This window comes from Pseudomonas sp. FFPRI_1 (assembly GCF_055384485.1).
Window position 1 is genome coordinate 2,168,342 of record NZ_AP029168.1, and the last position, 14,311, is coordinate 2,182,652.

General features: G+C 62.7%; 15 protein-coding genes. 13 read left to right on the plus strand and 2 right to left on the minus strand.

The genetic code is table 11. The features are described 5' to 3' along the window. Positions 1-7 precede the first annotated feature (7 nt). The 13 genes from flhF (at position 8) to ACZ5BO_RS09870 (ending at position 12,205) form a co-directional block, all read left to right on the plus strand. Entirely contained in the window at positions 8-1,330 is a 1,323-nt protein-coding gene (gene flhF, locus ACZ5BO_RS09810) for a flagellar biosynthesis protein FlhF (protein ID WP_025132296.1), read from the plus strand. Positions 1,331-1,448: 118 nt separating this feature from the next. Beyond that, positions 1,449-2,279, plus strand: a complete 831-nt coding sequence (gene fleN / locus ACZ5BO_RS09815) for a flagellar synthesis regulator FleN (RefSeq protein ID WP_011060002.1) — start codon at positions 1,449-1,451, stop codon at positions 2,277-2,279. Further along, positions 2,276-3,016, plus strand: a complete 741-nt coding sequence (gene fliA / locus ACZ5BO_RS09820; protein ID WP_007922505.1) for an RNA polymerase sigma factor FliA — start codon at positions 2,276-2,278, stop codon at positions 3,014-3,016. Before fleN ends, fliA begins: the two co-directional genes overlap by 4 nt. A 165-nt stretch (positions 3,017-3,181) precedes the next feature. Beyond that, a complete protein-coding gene (locus ACZ5BO_RS09825) occupies positions 3,182-3,553 on the plus strand; it encodes a chemotaxis response regulator CheY (RefSeq protein ID WP_003183998.1) in 372 nt (123 codons plus the stop codon). 30 nt (positions 3,554-3,583) lie between these two features. Continuing rightward, the gene (locus tag ACZ5BO_RS09830) at positions 3,584-4,372 is read left to right on the plus strand and encodes a protein phosphatase CheZ (RefSeq protein ID WP_011060004.1); all 789 of its coding nucleotides are present in this window, start codon (positions 3,584-3,586) and stop codon (positions 4,370-4,372) included. A 12-nt stretch (positions 4,373-4,384) separates the two neighbouring features. Next, positions 4,385-6,652 carry a chemotaxis protein CheA gene (locus tag ACZ5BO_RS09835; protein WP_464699461.1) on the plus strand — a complete coding sequence of 756 codons (2,268 nt, stop codon included), beginning with the start codon at positions 4,385-4,387 and terminating at the stop codon, positions 6,650-6,652. 47 nt (positions 6,653-6,699) lie between these two features. Next, positions 6,700-7,815 carry a protein-glutamate methylesterase/protein-glutamine glutaminase gene (locus tag ACZ5BO_RS09840; RefSeq protein ID WP_025132298.1) on the plus strand — a complete coding sequence of 372 codons (1,116 nt, stop codon included), beginning with the start codon at positions 6,700-6,702 and terminating at the stop codon, positions 7,813-7,815. Further along, positions 7,815-8,555 (plus strand): flagellar motor protein, encoded by a 741-nt coding sequence (locus tag ACZ5BO_RS09845; RefSeq protein ID WP_016963185.1) that lies wholly within the window; start codon positions 7,815-7,817, stop codon positions 8,553-8,555. The genes ACZ5BO_RS09840 and ACZ5BO_RS09845 overlap by 1 nt, the downstream gene beginning before the upstream one ends. Beyond that, the gene (motD, locus tag ACZ5BO_RS09850) at positions 8,555-9,442 is read left to right on the plus strand and encodes a flagellar motor protein MotD (protein ID WP_371261382.1); all 888 of its coding nucleotides are present in this window, start codon (positions 8,555-8,557) and stop codon (positions 9,440-9,442) included. The genes ACZ5BO_RS09845 and motD overlap by 1 nt, the downstream gene beginning before the upstream one ends. Before the next feature lie 50 nt (positions 9,443-9,492). Then, positions 9,493-10,281, plus strand: coding sequence for a ParA family protein (locus ACZ5BO_RS09855; RefSeq protein WP_025132300.1), 789 nt, complete (start codon positions 9,493-9,495; stop codon positions 10,279-10,281). Between the two features lie 84 nt (positions 10,282-10,365). After that, complete coding sequence (locus ACZ5BO_RS09860) at positions 10,366-11,250, plus strand: CheW domain-containing protein (protein ID WP_464699464.1); 885 nt, start codon at positions 10,366-10,368, stop codon at positions 11,248-11,250. A gap of 79 nt (positions 11,251-11,329) precedes the next feature. Continuing rightward, positions 11,330-11,812: a chemotaxis protein CheW gene (locus ACZ5BO_RS09865; RefSeq protein ID WP_011060011.1), complete on the plus strand. Its 483-nt coding sequence runs from the start codon at positions 11,330-11,332 to the stop codon at positions 11,810-11,812. Beyond that, on the plus strand, positions 11,813-12,205 hold the full coding sequence (locus ACZ5BO_RS09870; protein WP_464699466.1) for a DUF2802 domain-containing protein: 393 nt from the start codon (positions 11,813-11,815) through the stop codon (positions 12,203-12,205). A 74-nt stretch (positions 12,206-12,279) separates the two neighbouring features. Here the strand turns inward: ACZ5BO_RS09870 and ACZ5BO_RS09875 are convergent, their stop codons facing one another. After that, positions 12,280-12,612, minus strand: a complete 333-nt coding sequence (locus ACZ5BO_RS09875) for an EscU/YscU/HrcU family type III secretion system export apparatus switch protein (RefSeq protein WP_025132303.1) — start codon at positions 12,610-12,612, stop codon at positions 12,280-12,282. Then, positions 12,609-14,189, minus strand: a complete 1,581-nt coding sequence (gene fliK / locus ACZ5BO_RS09880) for a flagellar hook-length control protein FliK (protein ID WP_025132304.1) — start codon at positions 14,187-14,189, stop codon at positions 12,609-12,611. The genes ACZ5BO_RS09875 and fliK overlap by 4 nt, the downstream gene beginning before the upstream one ends. Positions 14,190-14,311: the final 122 nt, after the last annotated feature.

The following is a 14,311-nucleotide window of genomic DNA, read 5'->3' on the forward strand; positions in this document are numbered from 1 at the left end:
GTGGGTTATGCAAGTTAAGCGTTTTTTCGCCGCCGATATGCGTCAGGCCATGAAACTGGTTCGTGATGAGCTGGGCGCTGAAGCCGCCATCATCGGCAACCGGCGGATCGCCGGAGGTGTCGAGCTGACGGCTGCGCTGGATTACAAGTTATCGGCCTTGTCGCCACGGGTTCCGAACATGGAACTCGAGGACGAGCTGCGCAAGACCCAGTCGCGGATCGTTACCGCCCAGGCCGAACTGAGCCTGCGGGGCGAGGGCGACAGCACCGCCATTACCAATCGCCAGCTGTTCGCCGGTCTGCCGCTGACCGCTGCCGAGCCGCTGATCGAGCCGACCCTGACCGAGCGTCCGCGCCCGGCGCCAGCCCCGGCGGCTCCCGTGGCCGACACGCGGGCCCTGGACTCGATGCGCTTTGAACTCAACGGCTTGCGCGAGCTGCTCGAAGTGCAGCTCGGCTCCCTGGCCTGGAGCCAGTTGCAGGGCAGCCGTCCGGAGCAGGCCAACCTTTGGCGCCGCTTGCAGCGTATCGGCCTGTCTGGTCCTTTGGCCCGCGATCTGCTGGCACTGATCAGCGAAATCGACGAGCCCCGCCAGGCCTGGCGCATGCTCCTGGCGCACCTGGCGCGGATGATCCATACCCCGGAAGTCGAGCCACTGGAAGAGGGCGGAGTGATCGCCATGGTCGGCCCGGCCGGCATGGGCAAGACCACCACCCTGGCCAAGCTGGCGGCACGCTACGTGCTCAAGTACGGGGCGCAGAACATCGCCCTGGTGAGCATGGACAGCTACCGCATCGGTGCCCAGGAGCAGCTCAAGACTCTGGGCCGCATCCTCAATGTGTCGGTGACCCACGTCGATCCCGGCCAATCCCTGGCCCAGGCCCTGGATCCGCTGCTGCGCAAGCGTGTGGTGCTGATCGACACCGCGGGCCTGCAGGCCAGTGACCCAGCCTTGCGCATGCAACTGGAAAGCCTGGCCGGTCGGGGGATCCGTTCGAAGAATTACCTGGTGCTGGCCACCACCAGCCAGAAGCAGGTGCTCACCGCTGCCTACCACAGCTACAAGCGCTGCGGCCTGGCCGGTTGCATCCTGACTAAACTGGATGAGACAGCCAGCCTGGGCGAGGTGTTGAGCCTGGCCATCAGTCATGAACTGCCGGTGGCCTACCTGACCGACGGCCCGCGGATTCCGGATGATCTGCACCTGCCTCGGCGGCACCAGCTGGTGAGCCGCGCGGTGAGTGTGCAGATGCAGGAGGAGCCGAGCGAGGAGGCCATGGCCGACATGTTCGCCGATCTTTACCACAGCCCGTCCAAGCGGGTGGGCTGAGGTAATCATGAATAGATTGCAGTGTATCTACATCGATGGTCTGCCATGCATTGTTCCGATGGTGAACGCGCAGCCAGTTATGTGGCCCCGTCTAAGTAAGACAAGGTAAAGAAAGAACATGGGCAGCATGCATCCCGTACAGGTGATCGCGGTGACCGGCGGCAAAGGTGGCGTCGGCAAGACTAATGTGTCAGTGAACTTGTCCCTGGCTCTGGCTGAGCTCGGTCGGCGGGTGTTGCTGCTGGACGCCGACCTGGGCTTGGCGAACGTCGATGTCCTGCTGGGCCTGACCCCCAAACACACCCTGGCCGATGTCATCGAGGGGCGCTGCGAGCTGCGCGATGTGCTGCTCCAGGGGCCTGGCGGCATCCGCATCGTTCCGGCGGCCTCGGGCACCCAGAGCATGGTGCACCTGAGCCCCGCGCAGCATGCCGGCCTGATCCAGGCGTTCAGCGACATCGGCGACAACCTCGATGTGCTGGTGATCGACACCGCTGCAGGTATCGGTGACTCGGTAGTCAGTTTCGTGCGGGCGGCCCAGGAAGTGTTGCTGGTGGTCTGCGATGAGCCCACCTCGATCACCGATGCCTATGCACTGATCAAATTGCTCAATCGCGACTACGGCATGAACCGTTTCCGGGTCCTGGCCAACATGGCCCAGAGCCCTCAGGAAGGGCGCAACCTGTTTGCAAAATTGACCAAGGTCACGGACCGCTTCCTGGACGTGGCTTTACAATATGTCGGTGCAGTTCCCTACGATGAAAGTGTGCGCAAGGCCGTGCAAAAGCAGCGTGCGGTCTATGAGGCCTTTCCTCGTTCGAAGTGTGCATTGGCGTTCAAGGCCATCGCGCAAAAAGTGGATACCTGGCCATTGCCGGCGAATCCGCGCGGGCATCTGGAATTTTTTGTCGAGCGGCTCGTGCATCAGACAGCAGGACCGGTGTTATGAGTGCCAGCGGCTACAACCTCTACAAGAAGTCGGCACGTGACAGCCAATACGAACTGATCGAGCGCTATGCGCCCCTGGTCAAGCGTATTGCCTATCACCTGCTGGCGCGGTTGCCGGCCAGTGTTCAGGTGGAAGACCTGATTCAGGCCGGGATGATCGGACTGCTCGAAGTGTCGACCAAATATGACGCGAGCAAGGGGGCGAGTTTCGAAACCTACGCGGGTATCCGTATTCGCGGGGCGATGCTCGACGAGGTTCGCAAGGGCGATTGGGCACCGCGTTCTGTACACCGCAATACGCGGATGGTCAGTGACGCGATTCGCGCAATTGAAGCTAAAACCGGTCGTGACGCTAAAGATCACGAAGTTGCGGCCGAACTTCAATTGAGTCTCGACGATTATTACGGGATTTTGAACGACACCTTGGGCAGTCGGCTGTTCAGCTTCGACGATCTGTTGCAGGACGGCGAGCATGAAGGGCTGCACGAGGATGGCGCCAGTGCTCATCTCGAACCGTCACGGGACTTGGAGGATGAACGCTTCCAGGCTGCGCTGGCGGATGCGATTGCCAATTTGCCGGAGCGCGAGCGACTGGTGTTGGCGCTGTACTACGACGAAGAGCTGAACCTCAAGGAAATCGGTGAGGTCCTGGGAGTCAGCGAATCGCGGGTCAGCCAGTTACACAGCCAGTGCGCGGCCCGTTTGCGGGGGCGTTTGGGGGAGTGGCGAGCGCGCTGACAGTCAGTGTGGGGACACTGCGATCAGGACCGGTGAAGCAAGCGCTGCACCGGTCTTGCAGTATGTGCTCCATGCAGTCGTTGTGTGTTGTGCCGGATTGATTGAATGACGCGTCCAGGTGCTGGATGCGTTTAAGACTGCTTGGAGGTCGAATTGGACAAGAACATGAAAATCCTCATCGTTGATGACTTTTCAACGATGCGGCGGATCATAAAAAACCTGTTGCGTGATCTGGGTTTCACCAACACGGTCGAGGCCGACGATGGCACTACCGCCATTCCGGTACTCAACAGCGGGAGCATCGACTTTCTGGTAACGGACTGGAACATGCCGGGCATGACCGGTATCGATCTGCTGCGCCATGTGCGCGCCGATGAAAAGCTCAAGCACCTGCCGGTGCTGATGGTGACTGCCGAAGCCAAGCGCGAGCAGATCATCGAGGCTGCCCAGGCCGGCGTTAACGGCTATGTAGTCAAACCATTCACGGCTCAGGCGTTGAAAGAGAAGATCGAAAAGATCTTTGAACGCATCGGTTGAGATGCGTAGCCATTGGGCCACGGGGGAGCTATGGAGCATAACGAATCTTCACTGGGCGACTTTGAGTCGACCCTGAAAAAACATGCACTGGAACTGGTCGAGAGCCTTGAAAAAGGCAGGTTTGGCGAAGCGGTGCAATTGATCCATGAGCTCAATCAGACCCGTGACCGCGGCCTGTACCAGGAAGTGGGCAAGCTCACCCGCGAGCTGCATAGCGCGATCGTCAATTTCCAGATTGATCCGCACATGCCGCAAGCCGAGGAAGTTTCACAGATCACGGATGCCACTGAGCGCCTGTCCTATGTGGTCCGGCTGACGGAAGCCGCAGCCAACCGCACCATGGACCTGGTAGAGAGCAGCACCCCGCTGGTCAACGGCCTGAGCACTGAAGCCCAGGCCTTGAGTGCAGACTGGGGGCGCTTCATGCGGCGTGAGGTCGGCGCTGAAGAGTTTCGCGAACTGGCACGCCGGGTCGACAGTTTCCTGACGCGCAGCGAGCAGGAAACCCGTACCGTTTCCGGCCACCTCAACGACATTCTGCTGGCGCAGGATTACCAGGACCTGACCGGTCAGGTGATCAAGCGTGTGACCCAGTTGGTCACGGAAGTCGAAAGCAATCTGCTCAAACTCGTCTTGATGGCCAGCCAGGTCGATCGTTTCGCCGGCATCGAACATGACCGTGAATCGATCCTCGCTGAAAAAGATCCGCAAAAACATCTCGCCAAGGGTGAAGGTCCGCAGATTCATGCCGATAAACGGGAAGACGTTATGTCCGGTCAGGACGATGTAGACGATTTGCTTTCCAGCCTTGGATTCTAGGAGCACCCATTAATGAGCTTCGGCGCCGATGAAGAGATCCTTCAGGATTTCCTGGTTGAGGCCGGCGAGATTCTAGAGCAACTGTCCGAACAACTGGTCGAGCTGGAAAGCCGGCCAGATGATGCGGACTTGCTCAATGCAATTTTTCGCGGTTTTCACACTGTTAAAGGGGGCGCCGGCTTCCTCCAGCTCAACGAGCTGGTGGAGTGCTGCCACATCGCCGAAAACGTCTTCGACATCCTGCGCAAGGGTGAGCGGCGGGTCGATTCGGAACTGATGGACGTGGTGCTTGAAGCGCTGGACGCGGTGAACGGCATGTTCAGCCAGGTCCGCGAGCGCTCCGCAATCACCGCTGCGACACCTGAATTGCTGGCTGCCCTGGCACGCCTGGCCGAACCGGCCAGTGCCGCGCCGGCTCCCGCCGCCGTGGTGGAAGAGGTGGTCGAGGCCGTGGCCGAGCCTGAGGCTCAAGCCCCGTCAGGTGATATCACCGACAACGAATTTGAGCTGTTGCTCGATTCGCTGAATGCCGCCAAGGCCGAAGCCGAGGCTGCGCCTGCTGCCGCACCGGCGGCCCAGGGCGAGCCGGGCAGCGATGAGATTACCGACGCCGAGTTCGAATCCCTGCTGGACCAGTTGCACGGCAAGGGCCAGTTCGCTCCCGATGCGGTAGCTCCCGCAGCGGCCAGCACCGGTGCTGGTGCGGCGGCGTCCAGTGATGAGATCACCGACGACGAATTCGAAGCCTTGCTGGATCAGTTGCACGGCAAGGGCAGCTTTGCCGTGGATGCTCTGGAATCGGCAGTGGCCGCGGCCCCGGCAGCAGCGGCGCCTAGCGCGGCAGCTGCTGGCAGCGATTTGATCAGCGATCACGAATTCGAATCCCTGCTGGATGAGCTGCACGGCAAGGGCAAGTTTTCCGAAACCCCTGGCGCGGCCAAGCCCGCTGCGGCGACTGCGGCACCTGCGGCAGCGGCTAGCGCGGCAGTGGCCAAGCCGGTGGCGAAGAAGCCCGAGGCCAAGGTCGAGGCGGCCAAGCCCGCAGCGGCTGCGGCACCGGCTCCAGCCCGTGCAGCCGCTGCAGCTCCGGCAGAAAAACCGGCCAGCGAAGCGGAAACCACAGTGCGCGTGGATACCGCGCGCCTGGACGAAATCATGAACATGGTGGGCGAGCTGGTGCTGGTGCGTAACCGTCTGGTGCGCCTGGGCCTCAACAGCGGCGACGAAGCCATGTCCAAGGCGGTGTCGAACCTCGATGTGGTGACGGCCGACCTGCAGACCGCGGTGATGAAGACCCGCATGCAGCCGATCAAGAAGGTCTTCGGGCGCTTCCCGCGCCTGGTTCGCGACCTGGCCCGGCAGCTGAAGAAAGAAATCAACCTGGAACTGGTGGGGGAAGAAACCGACCTCGACAAGAACCTGGTGGAGGCCCTGGCCGACCCGCTGGTGCACTTGGTGCGCAACGCGGTGGACCATGGCATCGAATCGCCGGAAGAGCGCGAGGCCTCGGGCAAGTCCCGGGGTGGCAAGGTGGTGCTGGCGGCGGAACAGGAGGGTGACCACATCCTCCTGTCGATCTCCGACGACGGCAAGGGCATGGACCCGAACGTGCTGCGCGGCATTGCCGTCAAGCGCGGGGTGATGGACAAGGACGCCGCCGACCGCCTGAGCGACACCGAGTGCTACAACCTGATCTTTGCCCCGGGCTTCTCGACCAAGACCGAGATTTCCGACGTCTCCGGGCGTGGTGTGGGCATGGACGTGGTGAAGACCAAGATTTCCCAGCTCAATGGTTCGATCAACATCTACTCGACCAAGGGCCAGGGTTCGAAGATCGTCATCAAGGTGCCGTTGACCCTGGCGATCATGCCGACCCTGATGGTCATGCTCGGCAACCAGGCCTTCGCCTTCCCGCTGGTCAACGTCAACGAAATCTTCCACCTCGACCTGTCGCGCACCAACGTGGTGGACGGCCAGGAAGTGGTGATCGTGCGTGACAAGGCATTGCCCCTGTTCTACCTCAAACGCTGGCTGGTCAGTTCCGCCGCTCATGAAGAGCAGCGCGAGGGCCACGTAGTGATCCTTTCGGTGGGCACCCAGCGGATCGGCTTTGTCGTCGATCAACTGGTGGGCCAGGAAGAAGTGGTCATCAAGCCCTTGGGCAAAATGCTTCAGGGAACCCCGGGCATGTCCGGCGCCACCATCACCGGTGACGGCCGCATCGCTCTGATCCTCGATGTCCCGAGCATGCTCAAGCGTTACGCCGCACGGCGTATTTGATTCGGCGGGGAGGGGCGGTTGGCCTCGCCCCACCTAACGGAGTGTTTATGGCAGTCAAAGTCCTGGTGGTGGACGATTCGGGTTTTTTCCGCCGCCGCGTCTCGGAAATTCTTTCAGCGGATTCGAATATCCAGGTCGTCGGCACGGCGACCAACGGTAAAGAGGCGATCGATCAGGCCCTGGCCCTCAAGCCGGACGTGATCACCATGGACTACGAGATGCCGATGATGGATGGCATCACCGCAGTGCGGCATATCATGCAGCGCTGCCCGACGCCGGTCCTGATGTTCTCGTCCCTGACCCACGAAGGCGCTCGAGTGACCCTCGACGCGCTGGATGCCGGGGCCGTGGATTTCTTGCCGAAGAATTTCGAAGACATCTCGCGCAATCCCGAGAAGGTCAAGCAACTGCTGTGCGAGAAGGTCCACAGCATCTCGCGCAGCAACCGTCGTTTCAGCAGCTACAGCGCGCCGCAGCCACAACCGGCCGCGGCACCGGCGCCGAGCACCTCCAGCTTCAGCAGCACCGCGCGTTCGGCGCCAGCGCCGACACCTGCCCGTGCACCGGCAGCAGGTCCGGCATCGCCGGCCCCCAAGCGCAAAGCCTACAAGCTGGTGGCGATCGGCACTTCCACCGGTGGCCCGGTCGCCCTGCAGCGGGTCCTGACCCAGCTGCCGGCGAACTTCCCGGCGCCTATCGTGTTGATCCAGCACATGCCGGCGGCCTTCACCAAGGCCTTTGCCGAGCGTCTGGACAAGCTGTGCCGCATCAGCGTCAAGGAAGCCGAGGATGGCGACATCCTGCGTCCGGGCCTGGCGTTGCTGGCTCCCGGCGGCAAGCAGATGATGATCGACGGTCGTGGCGCGGTGAAGATTCTGCCCGGCGACGAGCGCTTGAACTACAAACCGTGCGTGGACATCACCTTCGGTTCTGCGGCCAAGTCCTACAGTGACAAAGTTCTGGCGGTGGTACTCACCGGCATGGGCGCCGACGGCCGTGAAGGTGCGCGCCTGCTCAAACAGGGTGGCAGTGCGGTCTGGGCCCAGGATGAAGCCAGTTGCGTGATCTACGGCATGCCCATGGCCATCGTCAAAGCCAACCTGGCGGATGCGGTGTACAGCCTGGACGACATCGGCCGGCATCTGGTCGAGGCCTGTCTCTGATGGATGTGCTCAGCCTCATCGGGATCATCATGGCGTTTGTCGCCATCATCGGCGGCAACTACCTGGAAGGCGGTCACCTGTCGGCCCTGGCCAACGGTCCGGCCGCGCTGATCGTGCTCGGTGGCACCATCGGCGCGGCCTTGCTGCAGTCGCCGCTGAGCGCCTTCAAGCGCGCCATGCAGATCCTGGTCTGGATCCTGTTTCCGCCGCGGGTCGACTTGCCAGGTGGCATCGACCGAGTGGTCAACTGGAGCCTGACCGCGCGCAAGGAAGGCCTGCTGGGCCTGGAAGGCGTGGCGGATGCCGAGCCCGACACCTATTCGCGCAAGGGCCTGCAACTGCTGGTGGATGGCGCCGAGCCCGAAGCCATCCGCAGTATTCTTGAAGTGGATTTCTACACCCAGGAAAGCCGCGACATCGAAGCCGCCAAGGTGTTCGAGAGCATGGGCGGCTATGCGCCGACCATCGGTATCATCGGTGCGGTCATGGGCCTGATCCACGTGATGGGCAACCTGGCCGATCCGTCCCAGCTGGGCAGCGGCATTGCCGTGGCCTTCGTTGCCACCATCTACGGGGTGGCGAGTGCCAACCTGGTGCTGTTGCCGATCGCCGCCAAACTGAAATCGATCGCCCTGCGCCAGTCGCGTTACCGGGAGATGTTGCTCGAAGGCATCCTGTCGATTGCCGAGGGCGAGAACCCACGTTCCATCGAGTTGAAGCTGCAAGGCTTCATGGACTGATTATGGCCCGTCGTCGCCAGCCTGAAGAACACGTCAACCACGAACGCTGGTTGGTTTCCTACGCCGACTTCATCACTTTGCTGTTCGCGTTTTTCGTGGTCATGTACTCGATCTCCTCGATCAATGAAGGCAAGTACAAGGTCATTTCCGAAGCGCTGGTCGGGGTCTTCACCGACTCCGATCGTGCCCTCAAGCCGATTCCCATCGGCGATGAGCGGCCCAAGACCGTGACCCCGGCCAAGCCGCTGGTCAAGGACAGCGACCAGACCGACGCCGGTATCTCCGGGGCCAGTGATCCGCTCAAGAGCATCGCCGATGACATCAGCGCGGCCTTTGGCGACCTCATCAGCTCCAACCAGATGACCGTGCGCGGCAATGAGTTGTGGGTGGAGATCGAGCTGAATTCCAGCCTGTTGTTCGGCAGCGGCGATGCCATGCCCAGTGACCAGGCGTTCACCATCATCGACAAGGTGGCGAAGATCCTCAAACCCTTCGACAACCCGATCCATGTCGAAGGCTTCACTGACAACCTGCCGATCCAGACCGCGCAATACCCGACCAACTGGGAACTGTCCTCGGCCCGCTCGGCGAGCATCGTCCGCATGCTGGCGATGCAGGGGGTGAACCCGGCGCGGATGGCTTCGGTGGGGTACGGCGAGTTCCAGCCGGTGGCCAACAATGCCACTGCCGAAGGCCGTGCACGCAACCGCCGGGTGGTACTGGTGGTGTCGCGCAACCTGGATGTGCGGCGTAGCCTGACCGGCACCGGGACCGCCAATGCGACACCGGATGCGGCACTCAAGCGGGCTGGCACACAAACTGCACCAACCCCGGTGAAAACGCCGGTACAGGGAAGCGCCGTCAATTCTCCGTCACCCGCTTTATAACTTAGCGCTATGTCTCGCCCCGCTGTGGCCGGGCGGGAGGAACAAACTGAATGAGAGTCTGGGCAGTTGCCAATCAAAAGGGTGGTGTCGGTAAAACCACCAGTTCCATCGCTTTAGCCGGGTTGCTGGCCGAGGCGGGCAAGCGCGTGGTCGTGGTCGATCTCGACCCCCACGGTTCCATGACCAGCTATTTCGGCTATGACCCGGACAGCCTGGAGCACAGCAGCTACGACCTGTTCCTGCACAAGGGCAGCGTGCCCGAGGACTTGCCGGGCCAGTTGCTGCTGGGCACCAGCCACGAGCGCATTTCATTGCTGCCCTCGAGCACCGCCCTGGCCACCCTCGAGCGTCAGTCGCCCGGGCAGAGTGGCCTGGGCCTGGTGATCGCCAAGAGCCTGGCGCAGTTGTGGCAGGATTTCGACTACGCGGTCATCGACAGCCCACCGTTGCTCGGAGTGCTGATGGTCAACGCCCTGGCGGCCAGCCAGCAACTGGTGATCCCGGTGCAGACCGAGCACCTGGCGGTCAAAGGCCTGGAGCGCATGGTCAACACCCTGGCCATGGTCAACCGCTCGCGCAAGCAGCCGCTGCCGTTCACCATAGTGCCAACCCTGTTCGATCGCCGTACCCAGGCCTCCCTGGGCACCCTGCGCGTCCTGCGGGACAAGTTCCCCGAGGAAATCTGGCAGGGCTATATCCCGGTGGACACCCGCCTGCGCGATGCCAGCCGGGCCGGCCTCACGCCTTCGCAGTTCGACGGCAAAAGCCGTGGCGTACTGGCCTACAAGGCCTTGCTCAAACACCTGCTGGCCCAGCAGCTCGTGGCGCAGGTGGCTTGACGTGAAGCGCTATTCAAGTCGCTCCCCAGCCCGGCCGATAACCCCTACAGGTCACTGTGTCGGGGTTTTTGCGTGGGCATCCTCATGAACCGTCCTCTGGATATCAAGAGTCGGCCGCAGCTGGCGTTGCAGTCGTACCTGGACGCCTTGCTGCAGGACGCCACCGAAGAGCCGCTGGCGCCGGAGCCGGCCGTCGAGGTTGCGCCGCCCGTAGTGCTGGAGGCTTCCAGCGAAGTGCTGGACGAGTTCCAGGCCGCGGTGTTGGAAGAGCAGGCGCGGGACGCCCGGGTCCAGCAGCAGGCCATGCCTGCAGCCCGGGTCGAAGTGCCTGCCCCGGTGGTGACGCCGGTGCTGGAAGCGCCAGCGCCCGTGGCGACGACGGTTTCGCCCGTGGTGCCGAGGCTCCAGGCGCTGGTGCCGCCGTTGGTGGAAGTGCACTTGCCGCCGAGCAACACGCCGCCTCCGGTCACTGGCAGTGACCGTCCCAGCTGGGCGGCGGAGCCTTTTGAATGCCTGTTGTTCGATGTTGCCGGCCTGACCCTGGCTGTGCCCCTGGTGTGCCTGGGCTCGATCTATTCCCTGGCCGGGCAGGAGCTGACACCGCTGTTCGGCCAGCCCGAGTGGTTCCTTGGCATCTTGCCGAGCCAGTCCGGCAACCTGAAGGTCCTGGATACCGCGCGTTGGGTCATGCCGGATCGCTACCGTGATGATTTTCGCCAGGGCCTGCAATACGTGATCTCGGTCCAGGGCTATGAGTGGGGGCTGGCGGTGCATCAGGTCAGCCGTTCGCTGCGTCTGGACCCCAATGAAATCAAGTGGCGCAGCCACCGTGGCCAGCGTCCATGGCTGGCCGGCACGGTGATTGAACACATGTGCGCCTTGCTTGACGTCGCCGAACTGGCCGAATTGATCGCCAGCGGTGCTGCCAAGCAGATGGCTATCACTCAACCGGCCCACAAGCCGAAGTAAACCAACAACAGGCGGCGTCCTTCAGGCGCGGCCAGACAGAACACACGCCGTTTTCAACGGTTTTTTGAGGGGTCAGGGTATGAATAAGTCGTCGTCTGCACAGGGTTCCGAAGATCCGATCCTGCAATGGGTCACCTTCAAGCTGGATAACGAGTCCTACGGCATCAACGTGATGCGGGTCCAGGAAGTCCTGCGCTACACCGAGATCGCTCCGGTGCCGGGCGCGCCAAGCTACGTGCTGGGGATCATCAACCTGCGCGGCAACGTGGTCACCGTGATCGACACCCGCCAGCGTTTCGGCCTGGTGCCGACCGAAGTCAACGACAACACCCGGATCGTCATCATCGAGGCCGACAAGCAAGTGGTCGGGATCATGGTCGACAGCGTGGCGGAAGTGGTTTACCTGCGTCAGTCGGAAGTCGAGACTGCGCCGAATGTCGGTAACGAAGAGTCGGCCAAGTTCATCCAGGGCGTCTGCAACAAGAACGGCGAACTGCTGATTCTGGTGGAGCTGGACAAGATGATGAGCGAAGAGGAATGGTCGGAACTGGAGAGTATCTGATTGATCCTCGAGGTAGCGGTAATTGTCCTGGCGATCCTCTGGGTCGCCACTCTGGCTTTTTTCCTGTCCTATGCCCGCAACCAGCGGCAGATCGCTGCGCAGCAGGCCGAGGGCGATGCCGTGCGCGACCAGCGGATCAAGGACCTGGCCAAGCGCGTCGACCATTATCAGAGCGGTACGGTGCGCATGGGCGAGGATCTGCACGAGCTGCGCTCGGTGGTGGGTCCGTTACCGGACAAGCTGGCACAACTTGAGCAGCGCGACCCCTCGACCCTGTCCTTCGCCCAGGCCGCGCGCCTGGTGGGCATGGGCGCCAGCGTCGACGAACTGACTCAATCCTGCGGCCTGACCCAGGCCGAGGCCGAACTGGTCAGCAAGCTGCACAAGGGGTAGGGGCGGCTGCAAGTTGCCAGCTGCAAGCGACAAGCCTGTAGCTGAGCGCTTGAAGCTTGCCGCTGCTTGACCTTTCAGTAGTCGTCGCCGCGTTCGGTGATGTCCTTCTCCTGTTCCGCGAGCTGCGGATCGTGCCCCTGCGGAAACTTGCCCTTGAGATTCCAGGCGAAGGCGATGATCTCGGCGATGGTCCGGTACAGTTCCACCGGGATGCTCTCGCCCAATTCCAGTCGCGCCAGCAGCTTCACCAGCTCGGCGTTCTCATAGATCGGCACTTCATAGTCCCGGGCAATCTTCAGGATGGCTTCCGCCAGTTCATCGTCGCCCTTGGCGGTGAGGGTCGGGGCTTGCTGGCCGTCATATTTGAGGGCGATGGCCTGGCGCGGTGCGGGGCTGTGCTTGGTCATGCGGTTTCGTCCACCCAGCGTTGTTCCAGTCGGGTTTGCGGGCCCTGGGGCGGTGTGCCGAGGTGGCAATCCAGGTCGCCGACGTTCAGCCCCGAAGCCAGCAGGCGTTCACGCAGATTGCCCAGGTGGCTTTCGATCAGGCTCGCGGTGTAGGGGCGCTCGGCCCAGAGCTGGCTGGACAGCCGGCCCTGGACCAGTTGCGCCTGGACCTGCAGCGGTCCCAGGGGTTCCAGGTCGAAGGCCAGGTCGACTCGCCACAGGGACTGTTTGGGTTCACGTTCGTCACGCTTCTGTTCCGGCTCCGGTTCCGGTGGGTCCTCGCGCTGCAGCTTGACCTGCAAGGGCACGATGTCCTGCAGGTTGCGCATGGGGATCTCCAGCTGCCAGGTGGTCAGCTGCCGGCCATCGTCGGTCAGGCCGCTTTGTTCCAGGCTCGACAGTTGGTGGCTCTGCAAGCGCGATACCGCGGCGGCTGCCAGGCGCAGCAGTTGCTCCAGGTCACCTTCGCTTTCCAGGCTTTGCAGCAGCCGCTCGGGCAATGGAAAGCCGGTGGGCGAGGCCTTGGCGCTGACCTGGCCGAGGGTGCCCAGGGCGCTGCGCACAAAACTGGGCAATGACTGGGCCAGGGTATTGGCGGCCAGGATGGCGTTGAAGCTGGTGGAGGAGGGCAGGCCCGGGGTCAGTTGGGCGATCAGGCGCAGCAGGTCGGCCTTCATGTCCGGCACTTGCCCCGGGTTGGCCCCGGCCAGCAGCCGGGCCTCCAGAAACAGGCCGCTGCCCAGCAGGGCCTGGGCCACGCCGCGCGGGTTGCTCAGCTGTTGCGCATCGGGCAGGCCGGCCAGCAGGCGGTCCACTGCTGCACGCAGGTCGGCGGTGGTGGAGGTGTCGCTGTCGGCAGGCAGGTTCTGCAGGGCATTGATCAAGCCGCTCAGTGAGCCCTGGCGGCTTTGCTGGCTGGCCAGTTGGGCAGCAATGGCCAGCTGCTCCTGGCGATTGCTCAGGGGCACGAAGTTCAGGGTCTGGGAGTCCGAGACCAGGGCGCTGAGCAGGCTGCCGATGCGCAGCGGCTGGGGGCTGTCGATGCTCAGGGTGGCACCACTCTGGGCAGTGTTGAGCAGGCTCACCAGGGAGCGGTAGTTGGCCGGTTGATTGGCGCCCTGGGGCAGCATCTGGGTGGTCAGCACCTTGCCCTGGAGCAGGGTTCCCGGTGGCAGTTGGGTGGTGTCCAGGCGAGTCAGGGCGGCGACGCTGCTGGCAAGCGCCTGTTGCACGGTGATTGCCAGGTTGCCTGCCGAGGGCTGGGTCACCGCCAGGCTGGTGCCTTGGGGCAGGGGCTGGCTGCTGGTGGCCTGCAGGGTAGTTTGCCGGCCGTTGTCCAGGGTTACCTTGAGCAGCAGTTGGAATGTCTGGTCGGTCTGCTTGAGCGACAGCACTTCGGCCTTGGCACTCTGACCGGCGGTTATCAGGCCTTCCAGAGGTTGCACCAGCTTGAGCAGCTCACCGCTGATCGCCTGCGGGCGCGCAGTGCCGGGAACGGGCGCCTGGGGCAGCGGGAGGATGTTGATTTCGCCTGTCATTCGGACACAACCTGTGGAAATTAGCCCTCATTAGAGTAGGGCTTCGCATGTATAATGCCGCCCGTCTTTGGGGGAGTGGTGAAAACATTGCAAATGTTTGACGCAGCTCTCTAGAACAGGCC

Bases quoted from the DNA above. Each gene is read 5' to 3' on its own strand.
- ACZ5BO_RS09875 (WP_025132303.1), bottom strand. From the start codon at position 12,612: ATGACCAAGCACAGCCCCGCACCGCGCCAGGCCATCGCCCTCAAATAT.
- flhF (WP_025132296.1), top strand. From the start codon at position 8: ATGCAAGTTAAGCGTTTTTTCGCCGCCGATATGCGTCAGGCCATGAAA.
- fliA (WP_007922505.1), top strand. From the start codon at position 2,276: ATGAGTGCCAGCGGCTACAACCTCTACAAGAAGTCGGCACGTGACAGC.
- fliK (WP_025132304.1), bottom strand. From the start codon at position 14,189: ATGACAGGCGAAATCAACATCCTCCCGCTGCCCCAGGCGCCCGTTCCC.
- ACZ5BO_RS09840 (WP_025132298.1), top strand. From the start codon at position 6,700: ATGGCAGTCAAAGTCCTGGTGGTGGACGATTCGGGTTTTTTCCGCCGC.
- ACZ5BO_RS09835 (WP_464699461.1), top strand. From the start codon at position 4,385: ATGAGCTTCGGCGCCGATGAAGAGATCCTTCAGGATTTCCTGGTTGAG.
- ACZ5BO_RS09855 (WP_025132300.1), top strand. From the start codon at position 9,493: ATGAGAGTCTGGGCAGTTGCCAATCAAAAGGGTGGTGTCGGTAAAACC.
- ACZ5BO_RS09865 (WP_011060011.1), top strand. From the start codon at position 11,330: ATGAATAAGTCGTCGTCTGCACAGGGTTCCGAAGATCCGATCCTGCAA.
- fleN (WP_011060002.1), top strand. From the start codon at position 1,449: ATGGGCAGCATGCATCCCGTACAGGTGATCGCGGTGACCGGCGGCAAA.
- ACZ5BO_RS09825 (WP_003183998.1), top strand. From the start codon at position 3,182: ATGAAAATCCTCATCGTTGATGACTTTTCAACGATGCGGCGGATCATA.
- ACZ5BO_RS09845 (WP_016963185.1), top strand. From the start codon at position 7,815: ATGGATGTGCTCAGCCTCATCGGGATCATCATGGCGTTTGTCGCCATC.
- ACZ5BO_RS09830 (WP_011060004.1), top strand. From the start codon at position 3,584: ATGGAGCATAACGAATCTTCACTGGGCGACTTTGAGTCGACCCTGAAA.
- ACZ5BO_RS09860 (WP_464699464.1), top strand. From the start codon at position 10,366: ATGAACCGTCCTCTGGATATCAAGAGTCGGCCGCAGCTGGCGTTGCAG.